Raw genomic sequence first — 26,976 nt, forward strand, 5'->3', positions numbered from 1 at the left:
CCTCCGACCCGGTATCGGTTTTCCGATACCTGCCATTGGTTTCCTCATTGGATACCTATGCCCGGACGATTTACCGTCGAGAACATCGCCGCACTGACGCTCTGGATACAGAACGTCAGCGCGACCGGAACGTCAGCCCCTCCCCCGGAGAGCACCCCATGTCGAAGATCCTGTTCGTAGTCACCGGCGTCGATCACTGGACGCTCGCCGACGGCACCCGGCACCCCACCGGCTTCTGGGCCGAGGAGGCCGTCGCCCCGTACGAGGCGGTCAAGGCCGCGGGCCACGAGGTCGTCGTCGCCACCCCGGGCGGCGTCGTGCCCACCGTCGACCGGGGCTCCCTCGCCCCGGACGCCAACGGCGGGCAGGAAGGCGCCGACCGGGTCGCCGCCTCCCTCGCCGCGTTCACCGAGCTCCTGCACCCGGTCACGCTGGCGGACGTGGACCTCGACGACTACGCCGCCGTCTTCTACCCGGGCGGCCACGGCCCCATGGAGGACCTCGCCGTCGACGCCGACTCCGGCCGGCTGCTCACCCGCGCCCTGGAGAGCGACAAGCCGCTCGGCATCGTCTGCCACGCCCCGGCCGCGCTCCTGGCGGCCGTCTCCGCCGACGGCACCCCCGCCTTCGCGGGCCGCCGCCTCACCGGCTTCACCAACGCCGAGGAGACCCAGGCCGGACTCGCCGACCGGGCCGCGTGGCTGCTCCAGGACCGGCTGGTCCAGGGCGGCGCGGACTTCCAGGAGGGCGAGCCCTGGGCCCCGCACGTCGTGGTCGACCGCAACCTCGTCACCGGCCAGAACCCGGCGTCCTCCGCCCCGCTCGCCGACGAACTGCTCAAGAAGCTGGCCTGACCCCATGGGCACCGACCGGCTCGACGAGGTCCTCGACGCCGCCTACGACTGCCTCAGGCGGTACGGCGTGCGACGCACCACGATGGACGACATCGCCACCGCCATGGGCGTGTCCCGGTCCGCTGTCTACCAGTACGTCCGCGGCAAGGACGACGCCTTCCGCAGGCTCGCCGGGCGCCTCCACGAGCAGGCGCTGCGGCGGGCCGAGGAGGCCGCCGCCGCGGACGCGCCCTACGCGGACCGGCTGCACGGCGTCCTGGCCGCCAAGCTCGACCTGGTGCTCCAGCTCGCCGGGGACTCCCCGCACACCGCCGAGCTGATCGACGAGAAGACCCGGCTCTTCGGCGACATCTGCACGTCGTTCACCGCCGACCTGCGCTCCCTGCTGACCGGCCTCTTCACCGAGGCGGGCACGGCCGCCGCAGTCGGCCCGGAGCAGGCCGCCGACATCTGTGTCGCCCTGGTCGTCGGCCTGGAGTCGGCGCCCGACCCGCGGGGCCTGCTGCCCCCGGCCACGGATGCCCTCGCCGTGGGCCTGCTCGGCTCGGACGCGCCCGCGTGACGTCCTTGTACGCCTTGTGACGCCCTGCTGAACCGCACACCACCTGTACCGCAGCACCTGTACCGCAGCACCACCTGTACCGCACCCCCTGAGGACTCCCCCCATGACCACCGATGTCACCCTCACCGATCAGACCGCGGCCCTCGTCGCCCGCCTGCGCGCCACCTTCGCCACCGGCCGCACCAAGCCCCTCGCCTGGCGGCAGGAGCAGCTGACCCGGCTGCGCGCGCTGTTCAACGAGAACCGCGAGGCCATCGCCGACGCGCTGCACAGCGATCTGCGCAAGCCCCGCCCCGAGGCGTACGGCGCCGAGGTCGACCTGCCCGTCCACGAGATCGACCACACGCTGGCGCACCTGGCCGAGTGGCTCGCTCCGCAGCCGCTCGACCAGGCCTCCCTCGCCGGCCTGCCGGCGGACTCCACGGCCGGTACGCAGTACGAGCCGCTGGGCACCGTGCTGGTCATCGCGCCCTGGAACTACCCGGTGCAGCTCTCCCTCGTGCCGGTCGCGGGCGCCCTCGCCGCGGGCAACACCGTCCTCCTCAAGCCGAGCGAGCTCGCCCCGGCCACCTCGGCGCTCATGGCCGACCTCGTACCCCGCTACCTGGACCCGGAGGCCGTCGCCGTCGTCGAGGGCGGCGTGCCCGAGACCACGGCGCTGCTCGCCCAGCGCTTCGACCACATCTTCTACACCGGCAACGGCACGGTCGGCCGCATCGTGATGCGCGCCGCCGCCGAGCACCTCACCCCGGTCACCCTCGAACTGGGCGGCAAGTCGCCGGTGTTCGTCGACCGCGACGCGGACGTCACCGTGGTGGCCGCGCGCCTCGCGGACGCCAAGTTCCGCAACGCCGGGCAGACCTGCGTGGCCCCGGACTACGTCCTGACCGACCCGGCCACCGCCCGCGCCCTGGAAGTCGCGCTCGCCGAGGCCGTGGAGCGCCTCTTCGGTGCCGACCCGCAGTCCTCCCCGGCGTACGGGCGGATGGTGAACGAGCGGCACTTCGACCGCGTCTCCGCACTGCTCGGTTCCGGTACGACGGCGTTCGGCGGCCGGACCGACCGGGACGACGTGTACATCGCGCCGACCGTCCTGACCGGTGTGACGGCGGACGACCCCGTCATGCGCGAGGAAATCTTCGGCCCGGTGCTGCCCATCGTGGAGGTCGAGGGCCTGGACGAGGCGATCGCCTTCATCAACGACCGCGACAAGCCGCTCGCCCTGTACGGCTTCACGGAGAACGAGACGACCCGGCGCCGCCTCGCCGCCGAGACCTCGTCCGGCGGGCTCGGCTTCGGACTGCCCATGGCACATCTGCGCGTGTCGGAGCTGCCGTTCGGCGGTGTCGGCGAGAGCGGCATGGGCAGCTACCACGGCCCGCACTCCCTCGCCGCGTTCAGCCACCGCCGCGCCCGCCTGGATGTGCCGCTGGGCTAACCGGCCCGGAAGGCGACCGCTCCGTAGTGGGCCCTGGGGGCGCTGGTGGTGAGGGCCCAGTAGCGGTCGCCGTAGGACCAGTGCCACCACTCGGTGGGGTAGTTCACGAGGCCCGCAGTGGCCAGGGCCGCGACGAGCGTGCGGCGGTTGCGGCGGGCGGCGGCGGAGATGCGGTCGGTGTCCGTGTAGCAGGCGCCGTCGCTCTCCTCGGGGCTCGCGTTCACCGGTGTGCCCAGGTCGAGTTCCGTGCCGTTCGCGGTGCACAGGGTGATGTCGACGGCGGCGCCCGCGACGTGCGGGGCCACCTCGGGCGGTGACAGGGACCGGCTCGCCTGGTGGTGGAGGTGGTCGTCCGACCAGTCGGGGTGGGCCCGTCTCAGTTCGGCCGCGTACTCCTCGAAGTACTTGATCTGGAGGTCGATCGGCCGGTAGCCCTCGGTGATCAGCAGGCGGAGGCCCTCGGGCAGCAGCCGGGCGGCGCGGGCGAGCCGCCACGTGACGCCCTCGCGTAGCTGGGCGTAGGCGCCGGCGGGATCGGCGAGGCGGTCGTCGACGTCCACGAACGGCAGGTGGCGCAGGTCGACGAGGGCTTCGCCGCAGTCGTGGACGGGCATGTCGACGACGCGGGGGTCGCTCATCAGGATGATCGGCGGCATGCTCGGCTCCCCCTGCTACGGAAGTCTTCGCGGCGGGCACGGCTCCGGGGACGGGTTGTCGCCCGCCCCCGGAGTCCCCCGGTCTTGCCGTGGCTCCACCGCGCCCTTGCCGTGGCTCCACGCGCCGCAGGCCCATACGGCCGACTGCCTCGGTCGTATGGGCCGTGAGCGCAACAGTGGCCTTTCCCCCGATAGTCCCCCGTTGTTTCCCCCGTGACCGTCGGCCTCACTGCGCCGCCGACACGTAGAGCGTGACGCACGCCGCTGCAAGTTCTCTGCAAATCCGCCCCAAGTGGGCTTGTGGTGCCGGTGGTTCGGGTGCCCGGTCAGTCGTGCCCGGGCAGTTCTCGTTGTGCCCGGTCAGTTCTCGTGGCGCTCGCGCGCCTCGTACGCCGTGAAGATCTCCCGTGCCTCCGCGCGCAGCGCGGTCGCCTCCGCCCGCGCGCCCGCGGCCTCCCGCGCCGCCGCGAGACCGCGCAGCGTGCGGGCGCGGGCCAGCGGGAGCCCGAGGGCCTCCCAGAGGTCGGCCGCCTCGGTGAGGAACTGCTCGGCGGCGGCGACGCGGCCCGCGGCGAGTTCGCACTCGCCGATGGTGCGCAGGGCGAGCGCCTCGCCGAAGCGGTCGTGGTGTGTCCGGCAGGTGTCGAGGACGCCGCGCAGCTCGGCGGCGGCCTCGTCGGGGCGGCCGAGCCGCATCCGGCACTTGGCCCTGGCCTGCACGGCGTACGCCGACATCAGCGAGTCCCCGATGGAGGAGAGCAGCGTCACCGCCCGGTCGGCGAGCCGCTCGGCCTCCGCGTACTCGCCGAGTGCGCGGTGCACGAGGCTCAGCGACCGCAGGGTGAGCGCTTCGCCGCGGCGGCTGCCGAGCCTTCGGTAGGCCCGCAGGGAATCGTCGAGGAGTGCGAACGCCGCCTCGTGCTCGCCCAGTTCGAGGTGGACGGTGCCCGCGAAGCGGCAGGAGAGGCCGAGGCCGGGGTCGTCGCGCAGGGCGCGGAAGCCGTCGACGGCCCGGCCCAGCACGTCCAGTGCGGCGCGCAGCCGGCCCGCCTCGCGCAGGGCGCTGCCGAGCCCGGCGAGGGCGGCGGCGCGGCCGCGGACGTCCCCGAGGTCGGCGCAGATTCCGGCCGCCTGCCGGAAGTACTCCTGCGACTCGGCGAATCTGTCCTGTTCGTAGCGGAGTTGGCCGAGGCCGATGAGCAGCAGGGCCTCGCCCGAGCGGTCCTCGGCGCGCCGGGCGGCGGCCAGGGCGGCGTCGTGGCTGCGCCACCAGGCCTCGAAGCGGTTGCCGACGGCGTACGCGGACGAGCAGAGGGCGGCCGCGGCCTCGCAGGCCAGGGTGTGCAGGTCGAGGGCGGCGGCGCGTTCGACGGCGGCGGCGAACGCGTCGGCCTCGGCCTCGAACCAGGCCGCCGGGTCGGACAGTGCCCGCCGGGTGGCCGCCGGGCCGACGGGCCGGACGAGGTCCCGCAGGGCGCCGGACGCCGAGCCGGCCGGCCCGCTGGAGTCCAGGAAGCCGCGGTGCAGTTCGACCGCTCCGGAGGGGGTGGCGGACGCGACGCGGCCGGTCAGCCAGAGCCCGGCGCCGAGGGCGCGGCCGACGGCGGCGGAGCGTTCGGCGGGGCTGTCCTCGGCTTCGGCGCGTTCGGCCGCGTACACCCGCACGAGGTCGTGCGGCCGGTAGCGGGGCTGGCCCGCGCGGTCCACGAGGGTGCAGTGCAGCAGCTGGGCGTCGATGAGCTGCTCCACGACGCGTTCCGCTTCGGTCTCGTCCACGTCGAGCAGCGCGGCGACCACCCAGGACGCGACGTCGGGCGCGGCGAGCAGGCCGAGGCGGCGCAGGGCCGTCCTGGCCGGGGCGTCCAGGGCGCGGTAGCTCAGGCCGAGGCCCGCGCGGACCTCCAGGTCGCCGACGGCGAGCTCGTCGAGGCGGTGGTGCTCGTCGGCGAGCCGGTCGGCGAGCGTGCGCACCGACCAGTGGCTGCGGGTCGCGAGGCGGGCTCCGGCGATGCGGAGGGCCAGCGGAAGCCCGCCGCACAGCTCCACGATGCGGCGGGCGGCCGCGGGGTCCTCGCGCACCCGGCGTTCGCCCGCGACCTTGGCCAGCAGGTCGATTCCCGGTGCCGTGTCGAGCACGTCGAGGTCGGTGCGGTGGGTGCAGGGCAGCGCGCCGAGGCGGGCGCGTGCGGTGATCAGCACGCCGCAGGTGGCGCTGCCCGGGAGGAGCGGCCGCACCTGGGACTCGCTGCCCGCGTCGTCGAGGACGAGCAGGACGCGGCGGCCCGCGACGAGGCTGCGGAAGAGGTCTCTCCGTTCGGCGTCGCCCTCCGGGGGGTCGGCGCCCAGGGCGCGCAGCAGGCGGCCGAGGACTTCGCCGGGGGCCACGGGGTCGGTGGCGCCCCGCAGTTCGGCGTAGAGCTGTCCGTCGGGGTAGGCGCCGGCGGCGCGGTGTGCGGCCGTGACGCCGAGGACGGACTTGCCGATGCCGCCGGGCCCGGAGATGACGACGACGGGCACGGCCTGCCGCGGTCCGGGGCGGGTCAGCGCGGCCCGCACCTCGTCGAGCTGGGTCTCGCGTCCGGTGAAGTCGCCGATGGCGGGCGGCAGGAGGGCGGGGGGCGGGCGGGTCGCCGTGGTGCCGGTGTCGGGGGCGGAGGCGGCGTCGGGGTCATCGTCGGGAGCGGTACCTTCGGCGGCGGGCTCGGTGGCGGGTGTGACCGCTGTCGTCCGCGGGGGGGCGGGCAGCAGGGACGCGTCCGCCCGCAGGATCGCCTCGTGCATCGAGCGGAGTCCGGGCCCGGGGTCGAGTCCCAGCTCGTCGGCGAGCACGTCGCGCCCGTCCGCGTACACCGCGAGCGCGTCGGCCTGGCGGCCCAACCGGTAGAGGGCAAGCATGAGTTGGGCGCGCAGCCGTTCGCGGGTGGGGTGGGTGGCGACGAGGGCGGTGAGCTCGCCGACCAGCTCCGTCTCGCGGCCCGCCTGCGCGAGGTCGGCGGCGATCCGCTCCTCCAGGGCGGCCTGCCTGGCCTCCTCCAGCTGGTCGGCCATGGCGCGCAGCGTCTCGCCGATCCCGCCGAGCGCGGGACCGCGCCACAGCGCGAGGGCGTCGCTGAGCAGCCGCGCCGCCTGCGCGTGGTCGCCCGCGGCCGCCGCCTGCCGGCCCCGCGCCGCGAGCTGTTCGAACGCGACACGGTCGACGACGTCGGCGTCCGCGTGGATCAGATAGCCGGGCGGCTGTGTCTCGATCACGTCGGCGGACAGGGCGCGGCGCAGCGCGGAGACGTACGACTGGATGAGGGACCGCGCGGTGTCCGGCGGCCGGTCACCCCAGATCACGTCGATCAGCGCCTCGGCGGAGACCACGCGTCCGGGCTCCAGGAGCAGTGCCGCGAGCAGCGCGCGGGGCTTGGGGCCGCCGAGGGCGAGGCGACGGCCCGCGCGCCACGCTTCGACCGGCCCCAGCAAGCGGTAGTGCATGTCCCTGTTCACGCCCAGCTCCATGGGTCCTTGCCCCGCACCGCCCCCGCTCCACGATCTCCGCCCTTGGTCCGGCCGGCCCCTCCCCGCCCCGAAACCGGCTCCCCGATCGACAGGTCATGTTACGACGGCGCGCCACCAACTCGCCTGCGCACGCTGCGGATCAGGCCAGCTCCGCGACACGGCATCATCCTCCGTGCAGCCACTCGGCTGCCGCGGAGCCACTCGGCGGAAAGGCAGGAACTGATGCGGAGCATGTACGTCGTCGCCCACCCGGAGGCGACCCACCACATCGAGAAGGTGGTCGGCGGGTGGCACGACTCGCACCTCACGGCGGCGGGCAGGCGCGCGGCGGCCGCCATCGCACGGACGCTGCGGGCGGAGATCCCGGAGGGCACGGAGGTGGAGGTGGTCTCGTCGGACCTGTGGCGGGCCCGGGAGACGGCGGACGCGATCGCCGAGGTGTTCGGTGTGGCGCCGGCCCTCGACCGCAGACTGCGGGAGAAGTCCTACGGAGAGGCGGAGGGCCGCCCGCAGGAGTGGCTGGACCGGCGCTTCGTGCCGCCGCCGGCCGACGGCGACCGGATGGGTCATCACGAGGGGGTGCGGGGCGCCGAGACCAGAGGGGAGTGCGCGCGGCGCGTCCACGCCGCGATGGAGGACATCCTGGGGCGGCCGCGCACCCACCAGATCGTCGTGACGCACGGTTTCGCCCTGACGTTCGTCGTGACGGCCTGGATCAGGATGCCGTACGAGTCACTGGGCTCGGTCAGTTTCCGGGCGCCCTCGGGCAGCATCACCGAGCTGCGCGAGGACGACTTCTTCCACAACCGGCAGGTCGTCAGCCTCGGCGCCACGGGGCACCTCGGCTGACGACCGGGAGGGACGCTCGGGCCGGGGGGCCTTACGCGCCGCTCGCCTTGAGCATGTCCTCACGCTCGACGATCTTCACGCGCTCGCGGCCGTGCGGCTCGCCCAGCGCCTTCTCGGCGGCGTCGAGGCGGTACCAGCCGTCCCACGTCGTGAAGCGGACGTTCCGCTCGGCGAGGAAGGCGTCGACGGCCTCGGGGGCGGGCGAGGCCGGGGTGTGCAGCCGGCCGTTCTCGCGGTCGTCGAGGAGGCTGGCGACCGTTTCGTTGGCGTCGCCCTTGGTGTGGCCGATGAGGCCCACGGGGCCGCGCCGGATCCACCCGGTGACGTACGTCGACTGAAGGTGCTCGCCCGACTCCTCGATCACGCGGCCCGCCTCGTCCGGGACGGTGCCCGTCGCGACGTCCCAGGGCAGCTTGGGCAGTTCGTCGGAGAGGTAGCCGACGGCGCGGTAGACCGCGCCGAGGTCCCAGTCCTTGAACTCGCCGGTGCCCTTGACGTTGCCGGTGCCGTCGAGGGCGGTGCGCTCGGTGCGCAGGCCGACGACCTTGCCGTCCTCGCCGAGGATCTCGACCGGCGACTCGAAGAAGTGCAGGAAGAGTTTGTGCGGGCGGTCGCCGACGTCGCGGATGGCCCAGTTCTCCAGGGTCTTGGCGACCATGTCGGCCTGCTTGTTGCCGCGCCGGGTCGCGATCGACCCGTCGTCGTAGTCGATGTCCTCGGGGTCGACGATGACCTCGATGTTCGGCGAGTGGTCGAGCTCCCGCAGCTCCATGGGGCTGAACTTCGCCTGGGCGGGGCCGCGGCGGCCGAAGACGTGGACCTCCAGCGCCTTGTTGGCCTTCAGGCCGTCGTAGACGTTGGCCGGGATCTCGGTCGGCAGCAGTTCGTCGGCGGTCTTGGCGAGGATGCGGGCCACGTCGAGCGCGACGTTGCCGACGCCGAGGACGGCGACCTTCTCGGCCTCCAGCGGCCACGTCCGGGGCACGTCGGGGTGTCCGTCGTACCAGGAGACGAAGTCGGCTGCGCCGTGCGACCCTTCGAGGTCGATGCCGGGGATGCCGAGCGCGCGGTCGGCCGTCGCACCCGTGGAGAAGATCACCGCGTCGTAGAACGTGCGCAGGTCGTCCAGGCTGATGTCGCGCGGGTAGTCGACGTTGCCGAAGAGGCGGATCTGGGGCTTGTCGAGCACCTGGTGCAGGGCCGTGATGATGCCCTTGATGCGCGGGTGGTCGGGGGCGACGCCGTAGCGGATGAGACCGAAGGGGGCCGGCATCCGCTCGAAGAGGTCGATCGACACACCCGGCTCGACCGCCACTGCGGACTTGAGCAGCGCGTCGGCGGCATAGATTCCGGCGGGGCCGGCTCCGACAATGGCTACCCGCAGAGGGCGAGGCATGTTCAGGTTCCCTTCGAGCGGTGATGGAGTGACTCGAGGGAAAGCCTAAACTAAGGCAAGCCTAAGTAAGTAGGCGGGTCTGCTTTATGACCCCATAAGGCTGCCTTATGGGGTCTCAGCGGTTGTCGGCGGGGTCGTCGGCGCCAGGTGAAGGGCGAGCAGCGCCCGGCCCTTCGCGACGTACATGACGTAAGCCGCCGACCGGAGGCGGAAGCTCATGCCGGTCACACGCTCGCGAGGAGGTCGTCGAGCGGGGCGGGCGTCCGGCCGGGGTCCAGGGCCGCCACCAGGAGGTGGCCGTACCGGATCTTGCGCCCCTTCTTCGTGCCGAGGAAGCGCCGCAGTTGCTGGTGCCGGGGCCTGCCCTGATGGGCGGGCTGGCGTTGCAGCGTCTGCCAGGCACGCAGGTCGCCCTCCGCCCGGACGATCTCCTCGACCCTCGCCGTGCCCAGCGCGCGGATGAGCTCGTCCTCCAGGTCCGCCGCACACGCGAAGACGGCACGGCGCGACGCCCCCGCCCGCTCCAGACCCCGGTCGTAGAAGCCCTGCTCGGCCTCGTCGCACAATCCGGTCAGGCGCAGGCCGAGGCCGGGCGGTCCGAGCAGACCCGCGTAGCGTCCGACGCTCATCGCTCCGCCCATCGGGACGACGCACACGCCCTCGGCGGCCAGGTCCCTGCCGCGCTGCGCCGCCAGCGCCTCGACGGCCGCCAGGTCGCTCGGCCCTTCCAGCAGGACGGCTGTCGTCAGTCCCAGTTGCTCGGCCAGCACCCTCGCCTGCTCGGCCAGCACCCGCGCCTGCCCGGCCGGCTCACCCGCCGGCCCGCCGAACGCCCACCGACTCATCGCGTCCCGGAAAGCCCACATGTCCGCCATGCGTCGAGTCTGCACTCCCGCCCGCCCTCACGGCACCCGATATTCGGGGGGGGCGGCCGCCCGGGGCCCGGCCTGCCGCCACACCAAGGCTGGAGTCCGGGTACGGGGAGTGAAACAGTGGTGTCGGCGGACTGACCGCGCTTCGAAGAGCGCGCGGGCGGGTGGTTGATGGCGTCGGCCGGGGGGCCGTGGTGGAGAAGCTGCGTTTCGACAGTGACGATCTGGAGCTCACCGAGGAGTTCCTCAGCCAGGCCTACGCCCGCATGCAGATCAGCGGCAATGCCGAGCGCACGCGGGCGCGTATGTCACGCAGCGTTCTGGGTCGGATCAGTGTGGACGACCTGGAGCTCGACTACGACATGGCGCACGACGCCCAGGTCCTGGGCCGGATCTGCCTGGGCAGTGTGCACACCGGCCGCATCGCCCGACAGTTCTTCCCCGACGGCGAAGAGGGCCGTTTCGGGCCCGGGGACGTCTTCCTCTATGCCCCGCACGACCGGGAGTACGAGGGTGTGATCCATCAAGCCCGGTACGACATCGTCATGTTGGAGCCGGAGCTGCTGAACCGGGTCGCCGCAACCGTCCCCGGCCGCCGGGCGCCCGAACCGGTGCGGCTGACCGGTGACCGGCCCCTGTCGAAGGCTGCCGGGCAGTCGCTGCGGCAGACCATCGACTACCTGCGCGACACCCTCGACAGCGCCCCGGATCCGTGGCAGGAGCCCCTGATGGTCTCCGCCGCCTCGCAGTTACTGGCGACCGTCGTGCTGAGCACCTTCCCCAACACCGCGCAGACCGACCCCACCGCCCGGGACCGCAGGGACGCACATCCGGTCACCGTGCGCCGGGCCGTCGCCCACATCGAGGCGAACGCCCACCGCGACCTCAGTGTCGCCGACATCGCCGCGGCCGTCCCCGTCAGCATCCGCACCCTGCAATGCGCCTTCCGCCGCCACCTGGACACCTCCCCGATGAACTATCTGCGCCGGGTCCGCCTCGCCCACGCCCACGCCGATCTGCTCGACGCCGATCCCCGCAGCGGCACCACCGTCACCGCTGTCGCCGCCCGATGGGGTTTCTTCCAGACCGGACGGTTCGCCGCGGCCTACCGCGCCGCCTACGGCCGGCTCCCCCAGGAGACCCTCACGCACCACAGCAGTTGAGACCTCGCCGGGCCGAGCTCTGCGTTTTCTGCATGTCCGACGCCAACTGTCGCGTTCCGTGCATGTCGTAACCGCCGACTTCGGGATTTGACTGCACAGGGTGCAGCAGACGTCGGACGTCCCGCTGCGCGTCGGCTCACCCCGCATCTCTCGGGCGAACGAGATTCGCGGTGCCCCCGAGGAGCGCCGAGGATGCATGCCGGGACGATCCCAAGGTCTGGAGGTCTGGAGGTCCGCCGATGCCCACCACGCACCGCGAGGCGCTGATCGCCGAGGCCGTGCTCGACCTGGCCGCGCGCGGAGACCAGAGCGGCGTGCTGGATGTCCTGTACGACCTCACCGCCCATGTGGTCACCCTGTGCGGGGTGCACGGAGCCGGAGTGACCGTCTGCAACGCCGCAGGGCGGGTGGACTACCTCACCGCCTCCGACGAGGTGTGCAGACAACTGGAGGAGGCGGAGCGCGACCTCGACGAGGGCCCCTGTGCCGACAGCATCCGCACCGCCGGCGTCGTGCCCCCGGTGATGCTGGCACCCGGCAGCGCCGGCGCTCTGCGCTGGCCGCTTTTCGCCTCCCGGGCGCGGCACGCGGGCGTGCTGTGGGTCGCCGCAGTGCCACTGCGCACCGGGCAGACCACTCTCGGCGCCCTCAATCTGATGGGCGACGTACCCAGCAGGCCGGACGCGCAGGACATTCGTCTGGCACAGGCGCTGACCGACGCCGCCGGAGCCTGGCTGGGGCGCCTCCAGGCGCAGCCCGGCGAGGACGGGCTCATCGAACAGCTGCAAAGGGCCCTGAACACCCGTGTCGTGGTCGAACAGGCCAAGGGCGCACTCGCCGCCCGCCTGGGCATCGACGTCCACGAGGCCTTCCAGCGGCTGCGCGGCCACGCTCGTTCCCGGCACCAAAGACTCGGCGAAGTCGCCGTCCGCGTCGCGAACGGCTCCGTGCCCCCGGAACTCGACGCTCGTGCCGACGGGTGACACGGGCGACGCGCCCCACGGCATTCCGCTGTCCGGCGACGGCCTGCGGGCCATGCCCACAGGCACAGCCCGCCTGCTCGGTCTGGATGCCCTCGCGCTGAGCGCGGTCACCCGCAGCGGCCTGCCGGAACTGGTGTGGAGCGAACCGCCCGGGGGCCTGGGCGCCGAGTTGGAGGATTTGCAGTTCGCCCTCGGTGACGGCCCCACCGTGCAATGCGCCGGCCAGGGCCGCCCTGTGGCCGAACCCGACCTGGCCGCCACCGACGCCGCGCGCTGGCCCGCCTTCCTGCCCGCGACCGCCCGAACCCGCGTCCGGGCCGTCATCGCCGTCCCGCTCCAGGTCGGCGTCGTCACCACCGGTGTGCTCACCGGCTACCGCACCACCCCCGGCGCCCTGACCGACACGCAGCACCGCACCCTGAGGATCCTGGCCCGAGCTCTTCTGCCCCTGCTCCTGGACACGGCAGGCACCGTCCCCGCCGATGAGACCGGAGCACGATCCGACCTGGTTCTGCACCGTGCCGAGATCCACCAGGCAACCGGCTATCTCTCCGCCCTGCTGGACATCTCCCCGGGCCAGGCGCTCCTCAGACTCCGCGCCTACGCCATCGCCCACACGGTCGCGCTGACCGACCTCGCCCACACCGTATGCACCGGCGACGCTCCCTCCGGCCTCCTCGACCAGTGAGCCGGCGTGCGATCAGCGGCAGGCGTGGACGGCGGGTCCGGGCCGACCCGTGAGGGCCGGCCCGGACGCCGGGCCGGGATCAGACGAGGTCGAACCGGTCCAGGTTCATGACCTTCACCCACGCCGCGACGAAGTCGTTCACGAACTTCTCCTGCGCGTCGTCGCTCGCGTACACCTCGGCGAGCGCGCGCAGTTCGGAGTTGGAGCCGAAGACCAGGTCGGCGCGGGTACCGGTCCACTTGACCGCGCCCGAGGCGTCGCGCCCCTCGAACGTGTCCTGGGCCTCCGACGTCGACTTCCACTGCGTGCCCAGGTCGAGCAGGTTGACGAAGAAGTCGTTGGTCAGCGTGCCGGGCCGCGTGGTGAGGACGCCGTGGCCGGACCCCTGGTGGTTCGCGCCCAGCACGCGCAGGCCGCCCACGAGGACCGTCATCTCCGGGGCGCTCAGCGTGAGCAGGTTCGCCTTGTCGACGAGCAGGAACTCGGCCGGCAGGCGGTTGCCCTTGCCGACGTAGTTGCGGAACCCGTCGGCGGGCGGCTCGATCGCGGCGAACGACTCCACGTCGGTCTGCTCCTGCGTCGCGTCGACGCGGCCCGGCGTGAAGGGCACCTCGACGTCGAAGCCGGCGTCCTTGGCGGCCTGCTCGACGGCGGCGCTGCCCGCCAGCACGATCAGGTCGGCGAGCGAGACCTGCTTGCCGTCGGCGCGGCCCGAGTTGAAGGACTCCTGGATGCCCTCCAGGGTGCGCAGGACCGACGCGAGCTCGTCCGGGTTGTTGACCTCCCAGCCGCGCTGCGGCTCCAGGCGGATGCGCGCGCCGTTGGCGCCGCCGCGCTTGTCGCTGCCCCGGAACGAGGAGGCCGCCGCCCACGCGGTCGACACGAGCTGGGACACCGACAGGTCCGAGCCGAGGACCTGCGCCTTCAGCGCGGCGACGTCCTGCGCGTCGATGGTCTCGTACGTCGCCTCGGGCAGCGGGTCCTGCCACAGCAGCGTCTCGTTCGGGACCTCGGGGCCGAGGTAGCGGACGATGGGGCCCATGTCGCGGTGGGTCAGCTTGTACCAGGCCCGCGCGAAGGCGTCCGCGAAGGCGGCGGGGTCGTCCTTGAAGCGGCGCGAGATCGGCTCGTAGACCGGGTCGAAGCGGAGCGACAGGTCGGTCGTCAGCATCGTCGGGGCGTGGGTCTTGGACGGGTCGAAGGGGTCGGGGACGGTGCCCGCGCCCGCGCCGCCCTTCGGCCGCCACTGGTGGGCGCCCGCCGGGCTCTTGAAGAGCTCCCACTCATAGCCGAAGAGGATCTCGAAGAAGCTGTTGTCCCACGTGGTGGGGGTGTCGGTCCAGATGCCCTCGAGACCGCTGGTGATGGCGTCGGCGCCCACACCGGTGCCGTGCGTGCTCTTCCAGCCGAGGCCCATCTGCTCCATCGGGGCGGCCTCGGGGTCGTCGCCGACCGCGTCGGCCGGGCCGGCGCCGTGGGTCTTGCCGAAGGTGTGACCGCCCGCGATCAGGGCGACCGTCTCCTCGTCGTTCATCGCCATGCGGCGGAACGTCTCACGGATGTCGCGGGCCGCCGCGATCGGGTCCGGATTGCCGTTGGGACCCTCGGGGTTGACGTAGATGAGGCCCATCTGGACCGCGCCGAGCGGGTTCTCCAGCTCGCGGTCGCCGGTGTAGCGCTCGTCGCCGAGCCAGGTGGTCTCGGGGCCCCAGTAGACGTCCTCGTCGGGCTCCCACACGTCGGCGCGGCCGCCGCCGAAGCCGAAGGTCTCGAAGCCCATCGTCTCCAGGGCGACGTTGCCGGTGAGGATCAGGAGGTCGGCCCACGACAGGGACTGGCCGTACTTCTTCTTGACCGGCCACAGCAGACGGCGGGCCTTGTCGAGGCTGGCGTTGTCCGGCCAGCTGTTGAGCGGAGCGAACCGCTGCTGGCCCGCGCCGGCGCCGCCGCGGCCGTCGCTGATCCGGTAGGTGCCCGCGCTGTGCCACGCCATGCGGATCATGAACGGGCCGTAGTTGCCGAAGTCGGCGGGCCACCAGTCCTGAGAGGTCGTCAGCACCTCGGCGATGTCCCGCTTCACCGCGGGCAGATCGAGGGAGTTGAACGCCTCGGCGTAGTCGAACTCCTCACCGAGCGGGTTGGCCACGGCGGGGTTCTTGGCGAGGATCTTCAGATTGAGGCGCTCCGGCCACCACTGCCGGTTCCCGCCGCCCTGCGTCGGGTGCGGCGCGCGGTGCGCGACCGGGCAGCCGCCCGTCTCCTCCGGTTTGGGGTCGGTGACGATCGCGTCGTGGTTCTCAGTCATGGGAATCCTTCCGGAGAGGGCGGATCGCGGTGCTCAAGAGCGGAGGGTGGTGGAGCAGGCGCCCACGCGGGCCCGGAAGGCCATCCAGTGAAGTCCCGTGCTGTCGCCCGCTGTTGCCCTGCCCCTTGGCTGTCAGCCGGATCCGATCCTACGATGGACGAAATCCAAGTCAATACGGAAGACAGACGTACGCGGATTCATTCATACGAGTCAGGCATGACTGGGCGCAGGCCAGGTACGGGGCAGGGACGGACGAGGCACCGACTATGCACAGTGAGGGCTGGTGGTCATGAGTGACCTGCTCAGGCGGCTTCGGGGACGCGGCTGGCGGATGACCGCCCAGCGTCGGGTGATCGCCGAGGTGCTCGACGGCGACCACGTCCACCTGACCGCCGACGAGGTGCTCGCCCGGGCGACCGACCGCCTGCCCGAGATCTCCCGCGCCACCGTGTACAACACCCTCGGCGAACTCGTCTCGCTCGGCGAGGTGATCGAGGTCGCCACGGACGGCCGCGCCATGCGCTACGACCCGAACGCCCGCCGTCCCCACCAGCACCTGGTGTGCTCGGACTGCGGCACCATCCGGGACGTCCACCCCGTCGGCGACCCCTTGGCCGACCTGCCGCCCGGCGAGCGGTACGGCTTCACCGTCGCCGCGGCCGAGGTGACCTTCCGCGGCCGGTGCCCCGACTGCGCCCGCCCCTGAACCGGCCACCGATCACCGGTCACCGGTCACCGGTCCCCCCCAGGAAGCTCATCGGTCACCCCAGGAAGCTCAGCCGCACCTTCCGCTCCGGATTGTCGACGTTCGTGTCGACCAGGCACACCGACTGCCAGGTGCCCAGCTCCAGACGGCCGTTGACGACCGGCAGCGTCGCGTGCGGAGGCACCAGGGCGGGCAGGACGTGGTCGCGGCCGTGCCCCGGGCTGCCGTGGCGGTGCTGCCAGCGGTCGTCGGCGGGGAGCAGGGTGTGCAGCGCCGCGAGCAGGTCGTCGTCGCTGCCCGCGCCCGTCTCCAGGACGGCGATGCCCGCCGTGGCGTGCGGGACGAAGATGTTGAGGAGGCCGTCACGGCCGCCTGCCGCCTCTCGCAGGAAGGCCTCGCAGTCGGCGGTGAGGTCGGCGACCACCTCGCTCGAACCGGTGGTGACCTGGAGGACTCGGGTGGTGAATGCATCGGACATACGCCCATCTTCCCCCACGCCGTCTTCCATTCCCTGATACCGGGAGTCCGTCTTTCGAGACACCATTGACCGTGCGTGCACGATCTGGCTACGTTTCGCGGCATGTTGCGTTCAGCCTTGCTCACCACGCGCGGTCACATCGACCTGCTGCGGGTGGCCTCCTCCGCGTGTCGCCGCGGCCGCTGACGCCCTTTCACCCGCTTTCGCGTTTTCCCTCCGCCGGTTCCGGCGGTAGGTGCCCCGTGCCGCCGCCGTCCACACATGCCCGTATGTGTGGCCTGAGCTGCGGGCCGGGCCGCGGGCCGAGTCGCCTCAGCACCGGCCGCCCGTAACCCCCTCCCCCTTCTTCCCCCCTTCCCCTCTCCTCCCCTGGAGCGCCTGTGCGCGTCAGCCATGCCCCTCCGCACGCCCCATCAGCACCCGACATATCCCTTAAATCATCTCTCGCTCCCGCACCAGGGCCTGAACTCGTCCCCCTCGTCCCCTCCTCCAGCCGCCGCGCCCGCGTCCCCCGCTGGGTGCGCCGCACCTCCGGCCCGCTCGCGCTGCTCGCGCTCTGGCAGGTCCTCAGCGCCACCGGCGTGCTGACCAGCGATGTGCTCGCCTCGCCCGGAACCGTCGCCCGGGTCGCCGGCGACCTCATCGGGGACGGGTCCCTGCCCAACGCCATGGGCGTCTCACTGCAACGCGTGGCGCTCGGCCTGCTGTTCGGCACCGTCGTCGGCACGGCGCTCGCCCTCGTGTCCGGGCTCTTCCGCATCGGCGAGGACCTCGTGGACGCCAGCGTGCAGATGCTCCGCACCGTGCCGTTCGTCGGGCTCATCCCGCTGTTCATCATCTGGTTCGGCATCGGCGAGGCACCGAAGATCGCCATCATCACGCTCGGTGTCTCGTTCCCGCTCTATCTGAACGTGTACGCCGGCATCCGGGGCGTCGACGCCCAGCTGATCGAGGCCGGGGAGTCGCTCGGCCTCTCGCGGTGGGGGCTCGTGCGGCACGTCATCCTGCCGGGCGCGCTGCCCGGGGCCATGACGGGACTGCGCTACTCACTGGGCATCTCCTGGCTCGCCCTCGTCTTCGCCGAGCAGGTCAACGCCGACGCCGGAATCGGCTTCCTCATGGTCCAGGCCCGCGACTTCCTGCGTACCGACGTGATCGTCGTGTGCCTGGTCGTCTACGCCTTCCTCGGCCTGACCGCCGACTTCGTCGTCCGAACCCTCGAAAGGCTGCTGCTTCAATGGCGACCGACGTTCACCGGCCGGTGACCACTACCCCGGCCCCGGGGAGCACCGCCCCGTCCGCCGTACGCGTCGACGGGCTCACCCGCACCTTCGACGGGCGTGCCGTCATCCACGACCTGCACCTCGACGTACGGCAGGGCGAGTTCGTGGCGCTCCTCGGCCGCAGCGGCTGCGGGAAGTCGACGTTGCTGCGCATCCTCGCCGGACTCGACCGCGACATCGAGGGCACCGTGCTCGTGCCGCGCCGCAAGGCCGTCGCGTTCCAGGCGCCGCGGCTGATGCCGTGGAAGCGGGTGTGGCGCAATGTGCTGCTCGGCCTGCCCGGCCGGCCGGACCGGGGCGTCGCGGAGCGGGCGCTGGCCGAGGTGGGTCTGAAGCACCGCACCACGGCCTGGCCCAAGACGCTCTCCGGAGGCGAGGCCCAGCGCGCCTCGCTGGCCCGGGCCCTGGTGCGCGAGCCCGATCTGCTCCTGCTCGACGAGCCGTTCGGCGCGCTCGACGCGCTCACCCGCCTCAAGGCGCAGCGGCTCGTCGACGAACTGTGGCAGCGGCGCGGCTGCGCGGTGCTGCTCGTCACCCACGACGTGGAGGAGGCGGTGCTCCTCGCCGACCGGGTGCTCGTCATGGACGGCGGTGTCATCGCGTACGAGAAGGAGATCGGTCTGGAGCGGCCGCGCGGCATCTCCGACCCCCGCTTCGGTGAGCTGCGCGCGGAGCTGCTCCGGCGGCTCGGCGTCGAGACGCCCGCCGAAGCCCTCGCCGCCTGACCCCGAACCCACATGAGCCGTCCTCCACGTATCGAAGCGAACGGAACCACCATGCGACGACCACGCCCAGCCCCCGCCCTCCTCCTGCTCCCCCTGGCCCTGCTGCTCGCCGCCTGCTCCGGCACCTCGTCCGCCGGCACGTCGATCGGCGGCTCCGGCGGCGGCACCGACGGCAAGGGGTCGTTGACCTTGAACGTCGGTGACCAGAAGGGCGGTTCGGAAGCCGTGCTGCGGGCGGCCGGGGAGCTCGACGACCTCGACTACAAGATCCGCTGGTCCACCTTCACGTCCGGCCCTCCCCTGCTGGAGGCCATCAACGCGAAGGCCGTCGACATCGGTGGCATCGGCAACACGCCGCCGGTCTTCGCGGCGGGCGCGGGCTCCAGGATCTCCGTGGTGGCCGCGAGCCACGGCACGGCGGCGGGAGACACGATCCTCGTGCCCAATGGCTCGCCGCTGCGGAAGACCCGGGAGCTGAAGGGCAAGTCCGTTGCCGTGGCGCAGGGTTCGTCGGCGCACTTCCAGCTGATCGCGTCTTTGCGGAAGGCCGGGCTCGACTTCGCGGACGTCGACGTCAAGTATTTGCAGCCCGCCGACGCGCTCGCCGCGTTCACCAGCGGGAAGGTGGACGCCTGGGCGGTCTGGGACCCGTACACCTCCCAGGTCCTGCGCGGCAGGAAGGGCCGCGTCCTGACCGACGGCGACGGGGTGGTGAACGGCCTCGCCTTCCAGGCCGCGGCGCCCGGCGCGCTCAAGGACAGGAAGAAGACCGCGGCGATCTCCGACTACCTGAAGCGGCTCCGCAGGGCGCAGGACTGGGTCCACGAGCACCCGGAGGCCTGGGCGAAGGTCTGGGCGAAGGACACGGGCCTGCCCTACGAGGTCGCGCTCGACGCGGTCAAACGCACCAACGGCACCCGCGTCACGGTGGCCGTGGACAAGAACGTGATCAGGTCCGAGCAGGAGATCGCGGACACCTTCGCCGAGCTGAAGCTGATCCCGCGCCGCATCGACTTCGGCGACTTCGTCGACACCCGGTTCAACGGCGGTCTGCCGCCCTCCACCACCAAGCCGCGCACGTACCGCAAGGAGTCCTGACCATGACCGTCCACCTGCACTGGTTCCTGCCGACGGGCGGCGACGGCCGCACGCTCGTCGACCGGCACGCCTACACCGACGGCGGCATCACACGCTCCCGCGTCACTCCGGTGAGCGGCGTCCGCGCGCCCGACATCGAGTATCTGGCCCAGATCGCCAAGGCCGCCGAGCAGTTGGGCTTCGAGGCGGTGCTCACCCCGACCGGCACCTGGTGCGAGGACGCCTGGCTGACGACGGTCGCGCTCGCCCAGCACACCGAGCGCCTCAAGTTCCTCGTCGCCTTCCGCCCGGGTGTGCTCTCCCCCGTGCTCGCGGCGCAGATGGCGGCGACGTATCAGCGCATCACCCGCGGCCGGCTGCTGCTCAACGTGGTGACGGGCGGCGACTCGACCGAACAGCGGCGGTTCGGCGACCACTTGGACCACGACCGCCGCTACGCCCGCACCGACGAGTTCCTCTCGGTCGTACGAGGGGTGTGGAGCGGCAAGCCGTACGACTTCGACGGCGACCACTTCCGGATCGAGGGCGGTCTGACCGCGCTGCCGCCGGACCCGCTGCCGGAGATCTTCTTCGGCGGGTCGTCGGCCGCCGCCGGGCCCGTCGCCGCGCGGCACACGGATGTGTATCTGACGTGGGGTGAGCCGCCGGAGCAGGTCAAGCAGAAGATCGACTGGATTCGCGGGCTCGCCGAGCGGGAGGGGCGTACGGTCCGCTTCGGCATCCGGCTGCACACCATCTCGCGGGACTCGGCCGCGGAGGCGTGGGCGACCGCGGACCGGCTGCTCGACGACCTGGATCCGGACACCGTCGCCGCCGCCCAGGAGGCGCTCGGCCGCAGTGAGTCGGTGGGTCAGCAGCGCATGCTCGCGCTGCACGGCGGCTCGCGGGACAAGCTGGAGATCGCGCCGAACCTGTGGGCCGGTGTCGGCCTGGTGCGCGGCGGGGCGGGCACCGCCCTGGTCGGCAGCCACGCCGATGTCGCCGACCGGATCGAGGAGTACCACGCGCTCGGCGTCGAGCACTTCGTGCTGTCCGGCTATCCGCACCTGGAAGAGGCGTACTGGTTCGGCGAGGGCGTCATCCCCGATCTGGCCGCGCGGGGGCTGCTGCCCCGGATTCCGGCGTCGCCGCTGGCGGGCGTGCCCGCGGCGAACGGCCGCCCCGCCTCCGCGCCGGGCGGCGCGCCGCTGCTGGTGGCCGGAGGACGCTGAGAAATCCGGCCGGGCGGGAAGATCCCGGCACCCGATGCAGTTAGTAGAAACGTGAACGACATCGGGGTACGAGACGCGGCCGCCCCGGCGGCGGTACGGGAAGCGGCGCAAGCCGCGGTGCACGACGTGGACGTCGTCGTCATCGGCGCCGGGCAGGCGGGCCTGTCCAGCGCCTACCACCTGCGGCGGGTCGGCTTCGTGCCGGGCCGGGACTTCGTGGTCCTCGACCACGCTCCCCGGCCCGGCGGTGCCTGGCAGTTCCGGTGGCCTTCCCTGACGTACGGGAAGGTGCACGGCATGCACGCGCTCCCCGGCATGGAGCTGACGGGCGCGGACCCCGCACGTCCGTCGTCGGAGGTCATCGGCGAGTACTTCGAAGAGTACGAGCGCCGCTTCGACCTGAAGGTCCGGCGGCCCGTCGACGTGCGCCGGGTCCGCGAGGGCGACGGCGGCGGGCTGCTCGTCGAGACATCGGCGGGCACCTGGTCGACGCGGGCGCTGATCAGCGGGACGGGCACCTGGGACCGGCCGTTCTGGCCGCGCTACCCCGGGCAGGACACGTTCCGCGGGCGGCAGCTGCACACGGCGATCTATCCCGGACCCGAGGCGTTCGCGGGACAACGCGTGATCGTCGTGGGCGGTGGCGCGTCCGGCACGCAGCACCTCATGGAGATCGCCCCGTACGCGGCCGCGACGACCTGGGTCACCCGGAGCGAGCCGGTGTTCCGCGAGGGACCGTTCGACGAGAACTGGGGGCGTGCAGCCGTCGCCATGGTCGAGGAGCGCGTGCGCCGGGGCCTGCCGCCGCGCAGCGTGGTGTCGGTGACGGGCCTGCCGGTGAACGACGCGATCCGGCGGGCGCGGGCCGACGGCGTCCTCGACCGGCTGCCGATGTTCGACCGGATCACCCCGACCGGCGTCGAGTGGGACGACGGCCGCCGTGTCGACGCCGACGTCATCCTGTGGGCGACGGGCTTCCGCCCGGCGGTCGACCACCTGGCACCGCTGCGGCTGCGCGAGCCGGGCGGCGGCATCCGGATGGAAGGCACCCGGGCCGCCGCCGACCCGCGCGTCCACCTCGTGGGGTACGGGCCGTCGGCCAGCACGATCGGCGCCAACCGCGCGGGCCGTGCGGCGGTGCGCGAGATCCAGCGGTTGCTGGCAGGAACGCCGGTCGCGGTGTGACCCGTCCTGAGCAGGCCCTGGGGCAGGTACAGGGCCCTAGGGCAGGTACAGGGTGTAAAGGAGACGGTCGGGTGTGACGGGTGGGGTGCCTTGCAGCACCCCCGTGGTGGCGTTGTCGACGAGGCCCCGCTTGACCTGCGCCGGGGTGTCCTTGGGCCGGAAACCGAGGTGCAGCGCGGCGGCTCCGGCCGCGTGCCCGGCGGCCATCGACGTGCCGTTGAGAGTCGCGGTCGCGGTGTCGCCGTCCTTCCACGCCGAGGGGATCTGCACCCCGGGCGCGAACAGGGAGACGCAGTTGCCGTGGTTGGAGGAGGAAGCCCGGCGGTCGCCCCGGTCACTGGCGCCGACACTGATCGTCTCGGCCACCCGTGAGGGCGAGGTGGCGCAGGCGCCGCCCGCCTGTCCGGAGCTGCCCGCCGCGACGGTGTAGGTGACGCCGGAGCGTATGGAGCGCCGCACCGCGCTGTCGAGGACGTCGCTGGCCGCGCCGCCGAGGCTCATGTTCGCGACCGCGGGCCCGGCGGCCTTCGCCGTCACCCAGTCGACGCCCGCGACGACGCCCGCGATGGTGCCCGCGCCCTGACAGTCGAGGACGCGCACCGCGACCAGGCGGGCCTGCTTCGCCACGCCGTACGTCGCGCCCGCGGCGATGCCTCCCACGTGGGTGCCGTGACCGTTGCAGTCGTCGCCGTTCCGGCCGTCGCCCACGGTGTCGGTCCCGACCGAGGCCCGGCCGCCGAACTCCGTGTGCGTGGTCCGCAGTCCGGTGTCGATGACGTACACGCTCACGCCGGGGGCGGTGGTGCGGTAGGTGTACGTGGTGGACAGCGGGAGGCGCCGCTGGTCGATGCGGTCCAGTCCCCAGGGGGCGTCGGGCTGGGTCTGTGCGCGGGTGGAGACCCCGCCGGCCTCAGCGCGGGGCGGGGTGGCCCGCGGAGTGTCGATGCGAACCCGGGTGTCCTGGCGGACGTATGCGACGCGGGGGTCGGCGGCCAGTTCGGCGGCCTGCGCGCGGCTCATCCGGGCGGAGAAGCCGTGCAGCGCCGCTCGGTAGACGTGGCCGAGCCGCGCCCCGTCGGCCCGGCCGACGAGCTCGCGCGCCACGCCGGCCACACCGGAGGAACCGACCGTGGCGCTCCTGTCCCTCGGGCCGGGGTCCTTCAGCACGACGATCCAGCCGTTCGGCACGGCATTCTCCGAGGCGCTCGCAAGCCGCAGTTTCTTGCCGGGGGCGGTGGAGCCGTCGTGGCCGACGGAGCCGACAGAGTTTTCGGAAGCCGCGGGAGTGACGCCGAGCAGGCCTGTGGCGGTCAGCGCGGCGGAGAGCAGCACCGCTGCCTGCCGCCGACGGGAGGGCATTCTCATTCCCGGTGCACCTGAACCTTTCGTTGCCCAGAAGGGGTCGGATCATGTGCGGTGCGTGCGGTGCGCGGTGCGGTTGTTGCCCAAGGCGCTGCAAGAGCGCATGCCAGCCTCTCGCGCCGCTCGGCGCGGCACAAGAGGCCGGACGGCCACTCCGGGAGCCGGGGTTCAGGGCGCGGCGACGTTCACCAGGCTCTTGTACGGGAGATAGCGCGGCACGCTGGGCTGGGTGGGGGCCGGAGTGACGCCCTCCAGGCCGTCGATCATCACGCCCAGCTCGACGGTGCCGCCTCCCTCGGTGAAGCGCCGCCAGGCCGACATGTCCCGCCACTCGCCGTGGTTGAGGACCAGTCGGCCGTCCTTGCTCGTGTGGAAGTGGGCCGCGAGGAGACCGGGCGGGCGGGTCCGCTCCAGGATCGCCACGACGCCGTCGATGAAGGCGCGCTGCCGGTCGGGTCCGTCGGTCTGGAAGATGGGGGTGACCAGTGCGCCGGGGGTGCTTTCCGCCCTTTCCTCGGTCGCGTAGCTGCGATAGAGCGAATAGCGCACCTCCCCGGGCCGCTCGATGCCGAGGACCATTCGGTCGACCCGGCTCATGTCTTCGGAGTTCTGGGCCGCACGTGCCCACTCGCGGTGGGAGTCGTCATCCGTCCACTGCGCGTAATTCAGTACCTCACGGCCGTTCTCGCTGAGGAATGTGGTGAACGACAGCATCGCCGCCGGGCGTTCCTGGTGTTCCCACTCCTCGATCACCAGGTCCGCGGCCTGCTTCTGGACCCCCGGGGCCGGCAGGGTCCAGGAACTGACGAGGATCGTACCGGCGTCCGCGCGCCGGACGTCGGGAAAGGCACGTGATATCGGTGCGGCCATGGTCGGCTCCTCCTGCTACTGAGCGGTACGGTTGAGAAAAGCGTTGTACCTGAACCACGGTTGAGGTCAAGGAGAAGCCGAACCCCGGCGAGTCCCCCTGACTCGCCCTGGCCTCCTGCTACTTCTCCTTGTTGAACTCCCCCACGTTCTTCTGGTGTTCCTCAAAGCTCGCCGTAAAACGCGTGTCTCCCGGCTTGACCGTCACGAAGTACAGCCAGTTCCCCGGAGTCGGGTTGACGGCCGCCCGCATCGCCTCTTCCCCGGGGTTGCCGATCGGCGTGGGCGGCAGACCCATGCGTGCGTAGGTGTTGTACGGGCTGTTGATCTTGGTGTCGCGTTCGCTGGTGGCCAGTGTGGAGCGGTTGAGCGCGTAGTTGATGGTGGAATCCATCTGGAGCGGCATGCCCTGGTCGAGGCGGTTGTAGATGACCCGGGCGACCTTGCCCATCTCCTCCTTGGAGCCCGCCTCGGCCTCGATCATGCTCGCGATGGTGACGGTTTGGTAGAGGTTGACGGCATTCCGCTCTGCGCCCGCCGTGACCTGACCTCCGCCGAACTTCTTGTTCGCCGTGTTCACCATGTACGACAGGACGGATGCCGGAGTCGACTGCGAGTCGATCGGATACGTCGCCGGGAAGAGGTACCCCTCGGGATTGCCACCGGCGTCGCGGGGGAGTTTGAGGCCGGCCTTCGGGAGCGCCTTCTTCGTGGTGCCGGCGGGCACCCCGAGAGCCTTGTCCACGGCCGCGTACACCTGCCCCGAGCGCCACCCCTCCGGGATGGTCAGGGTCTCGTGCTGTGCGTCGTCGTCAGGAAGCAGCAGCGGCACCGCCACAGCGGCTGCCGCGACGGCGGCTCCGGTCGCGATCAGGGCGATCCGGCCCCGGCGCGTCAGTTGAGTCGTGCCCCGTCTCGGAGTCTTGGTCTGCATGCGGGCACGGTAACCCGCAAATGGTCATATTCCTGGCATATCTTCACGTCACCGGCTCCAGTTGGGCGTCTCTGCGGACGAGGGCGGCGTAACGCCCGTCGCGCTCCATGAGCTCCTCGTGGGTGCCTTGCTCGGCGGTGCGGCCGGCGTCCAGGACCACGATCTGGTCGGCGTCGCGGACGGTGGAGAGCCGGTGGGCGATGGTGAGGGTGGTCCGGCCCGCGGACAGCGCGTCGATGGCCTCCTGCACTGCTCGCTCCGTGCGGGTGTCCAGGGCGCTGGTCGCTTCGTCGAGGATGAGGACCGGCGGGTCCCGCAGGATGGTGCGGGCGATGGCCAGGCGCTGCTTCTCGCCGCCGGAGAAGCGGTGGCCGCGCTCGCCGACGACCGTGTCGTACCCGTCGGGGAGGGACGCGATGTGGTCGTGGATCTGGGCGGCGCGGGCGGCGGTCGCGAGCTCTTCGTCGGTGGCGTCGGGCTTGGCGAAGCGGAGGTTGTCCGCGACCGAGGCGTGGAAGAGATACGTCTCCTGGGAGACGACGCCGACGGCACGCGCGAGGGTGTCGAAGTCGAGGTCGCGCACGTCGACCCCGTCGAGGGTGACGCGCCCGGACGTGACGTCGTAGAGCCTGGGCACCAGATGGCTCAGGGTGGACTTGCCGGAGCCGGTGGTGCCGACCACGGCGAGGCTGCCGCCCGCGGGTATGACGAGGTCGATGTCCTGGAGCGCGGGGCCCGACTTCTCGTCGTAACGGAACTCGACCTTTTCGAAGCGGACCTCGCCCTTGATCTCGTCGAGGCGCACCGGCTTCTCGGGCTCGGTGATGTCGACGGGCAGGTCGAGGTACTCGAAGATGCGCTGGAAGAGCGCGAGCGACGTCTGGATCTGCACGCCGGTCGAGAGCAGGCTCACGGTCGGGCGGAACAGGCCCTGCTGGAGCGAGACGAAGGCGACGAGCGTGCCGATCGAGACCGTCGGGCCGCCGGCCTGGAAGGCGATGCCCGCGGTCCAGTAGATGACGGCGGGCATGGCGGCCATGACGATCGAGATGACGGCCATGCGCCAGCGGCCCGCCATGTTCGACCGGATCTCCAGGTCGACCAGTCGCTCGGACTCCTCGGCGAAGGACTTGGTGAGGGAGTCGGCTCGCCCCATGGTCCGGCCGAGGACTATGCCGCTCACCGAGAGCGACTCGGTGACCGTCGCGGCCATCGCGGCCATCTGCTTCTGGCGCTGTGTGGCTATTTTCTTGCGCTCGCGGCCGACGCGGCGGCTGATCCACACGAAGACTGGGAGCAGGAGGAGCGAGACCACCGTGAGGCGCCAGTCCAGGGCGAGCATGGCGACGACGGTCGCCATGACACCCGTGAGGTTCGAGACCAGGGACGTGGCGGTGGAGGTGACCGTGGCCTGCATGCCGCCGATGTCGTTGGCGATCCGGGACTGGACCTCGCCCGTGCGGGTGCGGGTGAAGAAGGCCAGGGACATGCTCTGCAACCGGCCGTAGACCGCGGTGCGCAGGTCGTGCATGACGCGCTGGCCGACGGATGTGCTGATCAGGGTCTGCAGGACACCGAAGACGCTGGTGACGACCGCGCTGAGGATCATGCCGAGCGCGAGCAGGCTCAGCAGGCCCGTGCGCCCCTGCGGCAGGGCGGTGTCGAGGATCTCCTTGAGCAGGAACGGGGTCGCCACGCCGACGAGCGACGCGGCGCAGACCAGCAGGCCGACGAGCGCGAGGCGGCCTCGGTAGGGCCGGAAGAGGCGGAGGATGCGGCGCATCTGGCGTGGCTGCGGCTCCTCGCCGGGGGCGGGGGGCTGCGGCGTCCAGGTGGGTTCGTCGTGGCGCATGGGCTCCT

General features: G+C 72.2%; 24 protein-coding genes. 14 read left to right on the top strand and 10 right to left on the bottom strand.

The genetic code is table 11. The features are described from left to right. Nucleotides 1–158 precede the first annotated feature (158 nt). The 3 genes from ACZ4Z4_RS33420 to ACZ4Z4_RS33430 all read left to right on the top strand — a co-directional run bounded on the left by ACZ4Z4_RS33420 (nt 159) and on the right by ACZ4Z4_RS33430 (nt 2,854). Nucleotides 159–854, top strand: coding sequence for a type 1 glutamine amidotransferase domain-containing protein (locus ACZ4Z4_RS33420; protein ID WP_468335879.1), 696 nt, complete (start codon nt 159–161; stop codon nt 852–854). Between the two features lie 4 nt (nt 855–858). Then, nucleotides 859–1,416, top strand: coding sequence for a TetR/AcrR family transcriptional regulator (locus ACZ4Z4_RS33425; RefSeq protein WP_468335882.1), 558 nt, complete (start codon nt 859–861; stop codon nt 1,414–1,416). 103 nt (nt 1,417–1,519) lie between these two features. Beyond that, the gene (locus ACZ4Z4_RS33430; protein WP_468335885.1) at nt 1,520–2,854 is read left to right on the top strand and encodes an aldehyde dehydrogenase family protein; all 1,335 of its coding nucleotides are present in this window, start codon (nt 1,520–1,522) and stop codon (nt 2,852–2,854) included. On the opposite strand, the gene ACZ4Z4_RS33435 is transcribed toward ACZ4Z4_RS33430, so the two are convergent. Together ACZ4Z4_RS33435 and ACZ4Z4_RS33440 are read right to left on the bottom strand one after the other, a co-directional pair. After that, on the bottom strand, nt 2,851–3,510 hold the full coding sequence (locus ACZ4Z4_RS33435; protein WP_468335887.1) for a M15 family metallopeptidase: 660 nt from the start codon (nt 3,508–3,510) through the stop codon (nt 2,851–2,853). The genes ACZ4Z4_RS33430 and ACZ4Z4_RS33435 overlap by 4 nt on opposite strands. 360 nt (nt 3,511–3,870) lie before the next feature. Further along, entirely contained in the window at nt 3,871–6,999 is a 3,129-nt protein-coding gene (locus ACZ4Z4_RS33440; protein WP_468335890.1) for an AfsR/SARP family transcriptional regulator, read from the bottom strand. 234 nt (nt 7,000–7,233) lie between these two features. Between ACZ4Z4_RS33440 and ACZ4Z4_RS33445 the strand changes: the two genes are divergently transcribed. Beyond that, nucleotides 7,234–7,860 (top strand): histidine phosphatase family protein, encoded by a 627-nt coding sequence (locus ACZ4Z4_RS33445; protein WP_468335893.1) that lies wholly within the window; start codon nt 7,234–7,236, stop codon nt 7,858–7,860. A 31-nt stretch (nt 7,861–7,891) separates the two neighbouring features. Here the strand turns inward: ACZ4Z4_RS33445 and ACZ4Z4_RS33450 are convergent, their stop codons facing one another. Next, entirely contained in the window at nt 7,892–9,256 is a 1,365-nt protein-coding gene (locus tag ACZ4Z4_RS33450) for an FAD-dependent oxidoreductase (protein ID WP_468335896.1), read from the bottom strand. A 224-nt stretch (nt 9,257–9,480) separates the two neighbouring features. Next, entirely contained in the window at nt 9,481–10,131 is a 651-nt protein-coding gene (locus ACZ4Z4_RS33455; protein ID WP_468335899.1) for a TOPRIM nucleotidyl transferase/hydrolase domain-containing protein, read from the bottom strand. Between the two features lie 191 nt (nt 10,132–10,322). On the opposite strand from ACZ4Z4_RS33455, the gene ACZ4Z4_RS33460 reads away from it, so the two are divergent. The 3 genes from ACZ4Z4_RS33460 (at nt 10,323) to ACZ4Z4_RS33470 (ending at nt 12,962) form a co-directional block, all read left to right on the top strand. Next, nucleotides 10,323–11,291, top strand: coding sequence for a helix-turn-helix domain-containing protein (locus tag ACZ4Z4_RS33460; protein WP_468335902.1), 969 nt, complete (start codon nt 10,323–10,325; stop codon nt 11,289–11,291). Nucleotides 11,292–11,530: 239 nt separating this feature from the next. After that, the gene (locus ACZ4Z4_RS33465) at nt 11,531–12,274 is read left to right on the top strand and encodes a GAF and ANTAR domain-containing protein (protein WP_468335905.1); all 744 of its coding nucleotides are present in this window, start codon (nt 11,531–11,533) and stop codon (nt 12,272–12,274) included. Nucleotides 12,275–12,326: 52 nt separating this feature from the next. Continuing rightward, entirely contained in the window at nt 12,327–12,962 is a 636-nt protein-coding gene (locus tag ACZ4Z4_RS33470; protein WP_468335908.1) for a GAF and ANTAR domain-containing protein, read from the top strand. Between the two features lie 79 nt (nt 12,963–13,041). On the opposite strand, the gene katG is transcribed toward ACZ4Z4_RS33470, so the two are convergent. Then, the gene (katG, locus tag ACZ4Z4_RS33475; RefSeq protein WP_468335911.1) at nt 13,042–15,267 is read right to left on the bottom strand and encodes a catalase/peroxidase HPI; all 2,226 of its coding nucleotides are present in this window, start codon (nt 15,265–15,267) and stop codon (nt 13,042–13,044) included. 289 nt (nt 15,268–15,556) lie between these two features. Between katG and ACZ4Z4_RS33480 the strand changes: the two genes are divergently transcribed. Next, complete coding sequence (locus ACZ4Z4_RS33480; protein ID WP_468335914.1) at nt 15,557–15,973, top strand: Fur family transcriptional regulator; 417 nt, start codon at nt 15,557–15,559, stop codon at nt 15,971–15,973. A 55-nt stretch (nt 15,974–16,028) separates the two neighbouring features. Here ACZ4Z4_RS33480 and ACZ4Z4_RS33485 read toward each other — a convergent pair whose 3' ends face one another. Further along, nucleotides 16,029–16,451, bottom strand: coding sequence for a secondary thiamine-phosphate synthase enzyme YjbQ (locus tag ACZ4Z4_RS33485; protein WP_468335917.1), 423 nt, complete (start codon nt 16,449–16,451; stop codon nt 16,029–16,031). Between the two features lie 102 nt (nt 16,452–16,553). Here ACZ4Z4_RS33485 and ACZ4Z4_RS33490 point away from each other — a divergent pair, with 102 nt between their 5' ends. The 6 genes from ACZ4Z4_RS33490 to ACZ4Z4_RS33515 all read left to right on the top strand — a co-directional run bounded on the left by ACZ4Z4_RS33490 (nt 16,554) and on the right by ACZ4Z4_RS33515 (nt 21,953). Then, entirely contained in the window at nt 16,554–16,637 is an 84-nt protein-coding gene (locus ACZ4Z4_RS33490; protein ID WP_362638461.1) for a putative leader peptide, read from the top strand. Between the two features lie 194 nt (nt 16,638–16,831). Continuing rightward, nucleotides 16,832–17,716, top strand: coding sequence for an ABC transporter permease (locus ACZ4Z4_RS33495; RefSeq protein ID WP_468335920.1), 885 nt, complete (start codon nt 16,832–16,834; stop codon nt 17,714–17,716). Beyond that, nucleotides 17,689–18,459: an ABC transporter ATP-binding protein gene (locus ACZ4Z4_RS33500; protein WP_468335923.1), complete on the top strand. Its 771-nt coding sequence runs from the start codon at nt 17,689–17,691 to the stop codon at nt 18,457–18,459. The genes ACZ4Z4_RS33495 and ACZ4Z4_RS33500 overlap by 28 nt, the downstream gene beginning before the upstream one ends. 51 nt (nt 18,460–18,510) lie before the next feature. Then, on the top strand, nt 18,511–19,557 hold the full coding sequence (locus tag ACZ4Z4_RS33505; protein WP_468335926.1) for an ABC transporter substrate-binding protein: 1,047 nt from the start codon (nt 18,511–18,513) through the stop codon (nt 19,555–19,557). Between the two features lie 2 nt (nt 19,558–19,559). Then, on the top strand, nt 19,560–20,768 hold the full coding sequence (locus ACZ4Z4_RS33510) for an LLM class flavin-dependent oxidoreductase (RefSeq protein WP_468335928.1): 1,209 nt from the start codon (nt 19,560–19,562) through the stop codon (nt 20,766–20,768). A 117-nt stretch (nt 20,769–20,885) separates the two neighbouring features. Then, nucleotides 20,886–21,953 (top strand): NAD(P)-binding domain-containing protein, encoded by a 1,068-nt coding sequence (locus tag ACZ4Z4_RS33515; RefSeq protein ID WP_468336248.1) that lies wholly within the window; start codon nt 20,886–20,888, stop codon nt 21,951–21,953. Nucleotides 21,954–21,989: 36 nt separating this feature from the next. On the opposite strand, the gene ACZ4Z4_RS33520 is transcribed toward ACZ4Z4_RS33515, so the two are convergent. The 4 genes from ACZ4Z4_RS33520 to ACZ4Z4_RS33535 all read right to left on the bottom strand — a co-directional run bounded on the left by ACZ4Z4_RS33520 (nt 21,990) and on the right by ACZ4Z4_RS33535 (nt 26,968). Then, nucleotides 21,990–23,312 (bottom strand): S8 family peptidase, encoded by a 1,323-nt coding sequence (locus tag ACZ4Z4_RS33520; protein WP_468336251.1) that lies wholly within the window; start codon nt 23,310–23,312, stop codon nt 21,990–21,992. A gap of 171 nt (nt 23,313–23,483) precedes the next feature. Continuing rightward, the gene (locus tag ACZ4Z4_RS33525) at nt 23,484–24,185 is read right to left on the bottom strand and encodes an antibiotic biosynthesis monooxygenase (protein ID WP_468335931.1); all 702 of its coding nucleotides are present in this window, start codon (nt 24,183–24,185) and stop codon (nt 23,484–23,486) included. Nucleotides 24,186–24,303: 118 nt separating this feature from the next. After that, nucleotides 24,304–25,116, bottom strand: coding sequence for an endolytic transglycosylase MltG (gene mltG / locus ACZ4Z4_RS33530; protein ID WP_468335934.1), 813 nt, complete (start codon nt 25,114–25,116; stop codon nt 24,304–24,306). 43 nt (nt 25,117–25,159) lie between these two features. Beyond that, nucleotides 25,160–26,968: an ABC transporter ATP-binding protein gene (locus tag ACZ4Z4_RS33535; protein ID WP_468335937.1), complete on the bottom strand. Its 1,809-nt coding sequence runs from the start codon at nt 26,966–26,968 to the stop codon at nt 25,160–25,162. Nucleotides 26,969–26,976: the final 8 nt, after the last annotated feature.

This window comes from Streptomyces sp. NPDC030245, assembly GCF_055572995.1.

Excerpts from the sequence above, each read along its gene's own strand:
- ACZ4Z4_RS33420 (WP_468335879.1), top strand. The coding sequence starts at position 159 with ATGTCGAAGATCCTGTTCGTAGTCACCGGCGTCGATCACTGGACGCTC.
- ACZ4Z4_RS33425 (WP_468335882.1), top strand. The coding sequence starts at position 859 with ATGGGCACCGACCGGCTCGACGAGGTCCTCGACGCCGCCTACGACTGC.
- ACZ4Z4_RS33430 (WP_468335885.1), top strand. The coding sequence starts at position 1,520 with ATGACCACCGATGTCACCCTCACCGATCAGACCGCGGCCCTCGTCGCC.
- ACZ4Z4_RS33435 (WP_468335887.1), bottom strand. The coding sequence starts at position 3,510 with ATGCCGCCGATCATCCTGATGAGCGACCCCCGCGTCGTCGACATGCCC.
- ACZ4Z4_RS33445 (WP_468335893.1), top strand. The coding sequence starts at position 7,234 with ATGCGGAGCATGTACGTCGTCGCCCACCCGGAGGCGACCCACCACATC.
- ACZ4Z4_RS33450 (WP_468335896.1), bottom strand. The coding sequence starts at position 9,256 with ATGCCTCGCCCTCTGCGGGTAGCCATTGTCGGAGCCGGCCCCGCCGGA.
- ACZ4Z4_RS33455 (WP_468335899.1), bottom strand. The coding sequence starts at position 10,131 with ATGGCGGACATGTGGGCTTTCCGGGACGCGATGAGTCGGTGGGCGTTC.
- ACZ4Z4_RS33465 (WP_468335905.1), top strand. The coding sequence starts at position 11,531 with ATGCCCACCACGCACCGCGAGGCGCTGATCGCCGAGGCCGTGCTCGAC.
- ACZ4Z4_RS33470 (WP_468335908.1), top strand. The coding sequence starts at position 12,327 with ATGCCCACAGGCACAGCCCGCCTGCTCGGTCTGGATGCCCTCGCGCTG.
- katG (WP_468335911.1), bottom strand. The coding sequence starts at position 15,267 with ATGACTGAGAACCACGACGCGATCGTCACCGACCCCAAACCGGAGGAG.
- ACZ4Z4_RS33480 (WP_468335914.1), top strand. The coding sequence starts at position 15,557 with ATGAGTGACCTGCTCAGGCGGCTTCGGGGACGCGGCTGGCGGATGACC.
- ACZ4Z4_RS33485 (WP_468335917.1), bottom strand. The coding sequence starts at position 16,451 with ATGTCCGATGCATTCACCACCCGAGTCCTCCAGGTCACCACCGGTTCG.
- ACZ4Z4_RS33490 (WP_362638461.1), top strand. The coding sequence starts at position 16,554 with ATGTTGCGTTCAGCCTTGCTCACCACGCGCGGTCACATCGACCTGCTG.
- ACZ4Z4_RS33500 (WP_468335923.1), top strand. The coding sequence starts at position 17,689 with ATGGCGACCGACGTTCACCGGCCGGTGACCACTACCCCGGCCCCGGGG.
- ACZ4Z4_RS33505 (WP_468335926.1), top strand. The coding sequence starts at position 18,511 with ATGCGACGACCACGCCCAGCCCCCGCCCTCCTCCTGCTCCCCCTGGCC.
- ACZ4Z4_RS33510 (WP_468335928.1), top strand. The coding sequence starts at position 19,560 with ATGACCGTCCACCTGCACTGGTTCCTGCCGACGGGCGGCGACGGCCGC.
- ACZ4Z4_RS33520 (WP_468336251.1), bottom strand. The coding sequence starts at position 23,312 with ATGCCCTCCCGTCGGCGGCAGGCAGCGGTGCTGCTCTCCGCCGCGCTG.
- ACZ4Z4_RS33525 (WP_468335931.1), bottom strand. The coding sequence starts at position 24,185 with ATGGCCGCACCGATATCACGTGCCTTTCCCGACGTCCGGCGCGCGGAC.
- mltG (WP_468335934.1), bottom strand. The coding sequence starts at position 25,116 with ATGCAGACCAAGACTCCGAGACGGGGCACGACTCAACTGACGCGCCGG.
- ACZ4Z4_RS33535 (WP_468335937.1), bottom strand. The coding sequence starts at position 26,968 with ATGCGCCACGACGAACCCACCTGGACGCCGCAGCCCCCCGCCCCCGGC.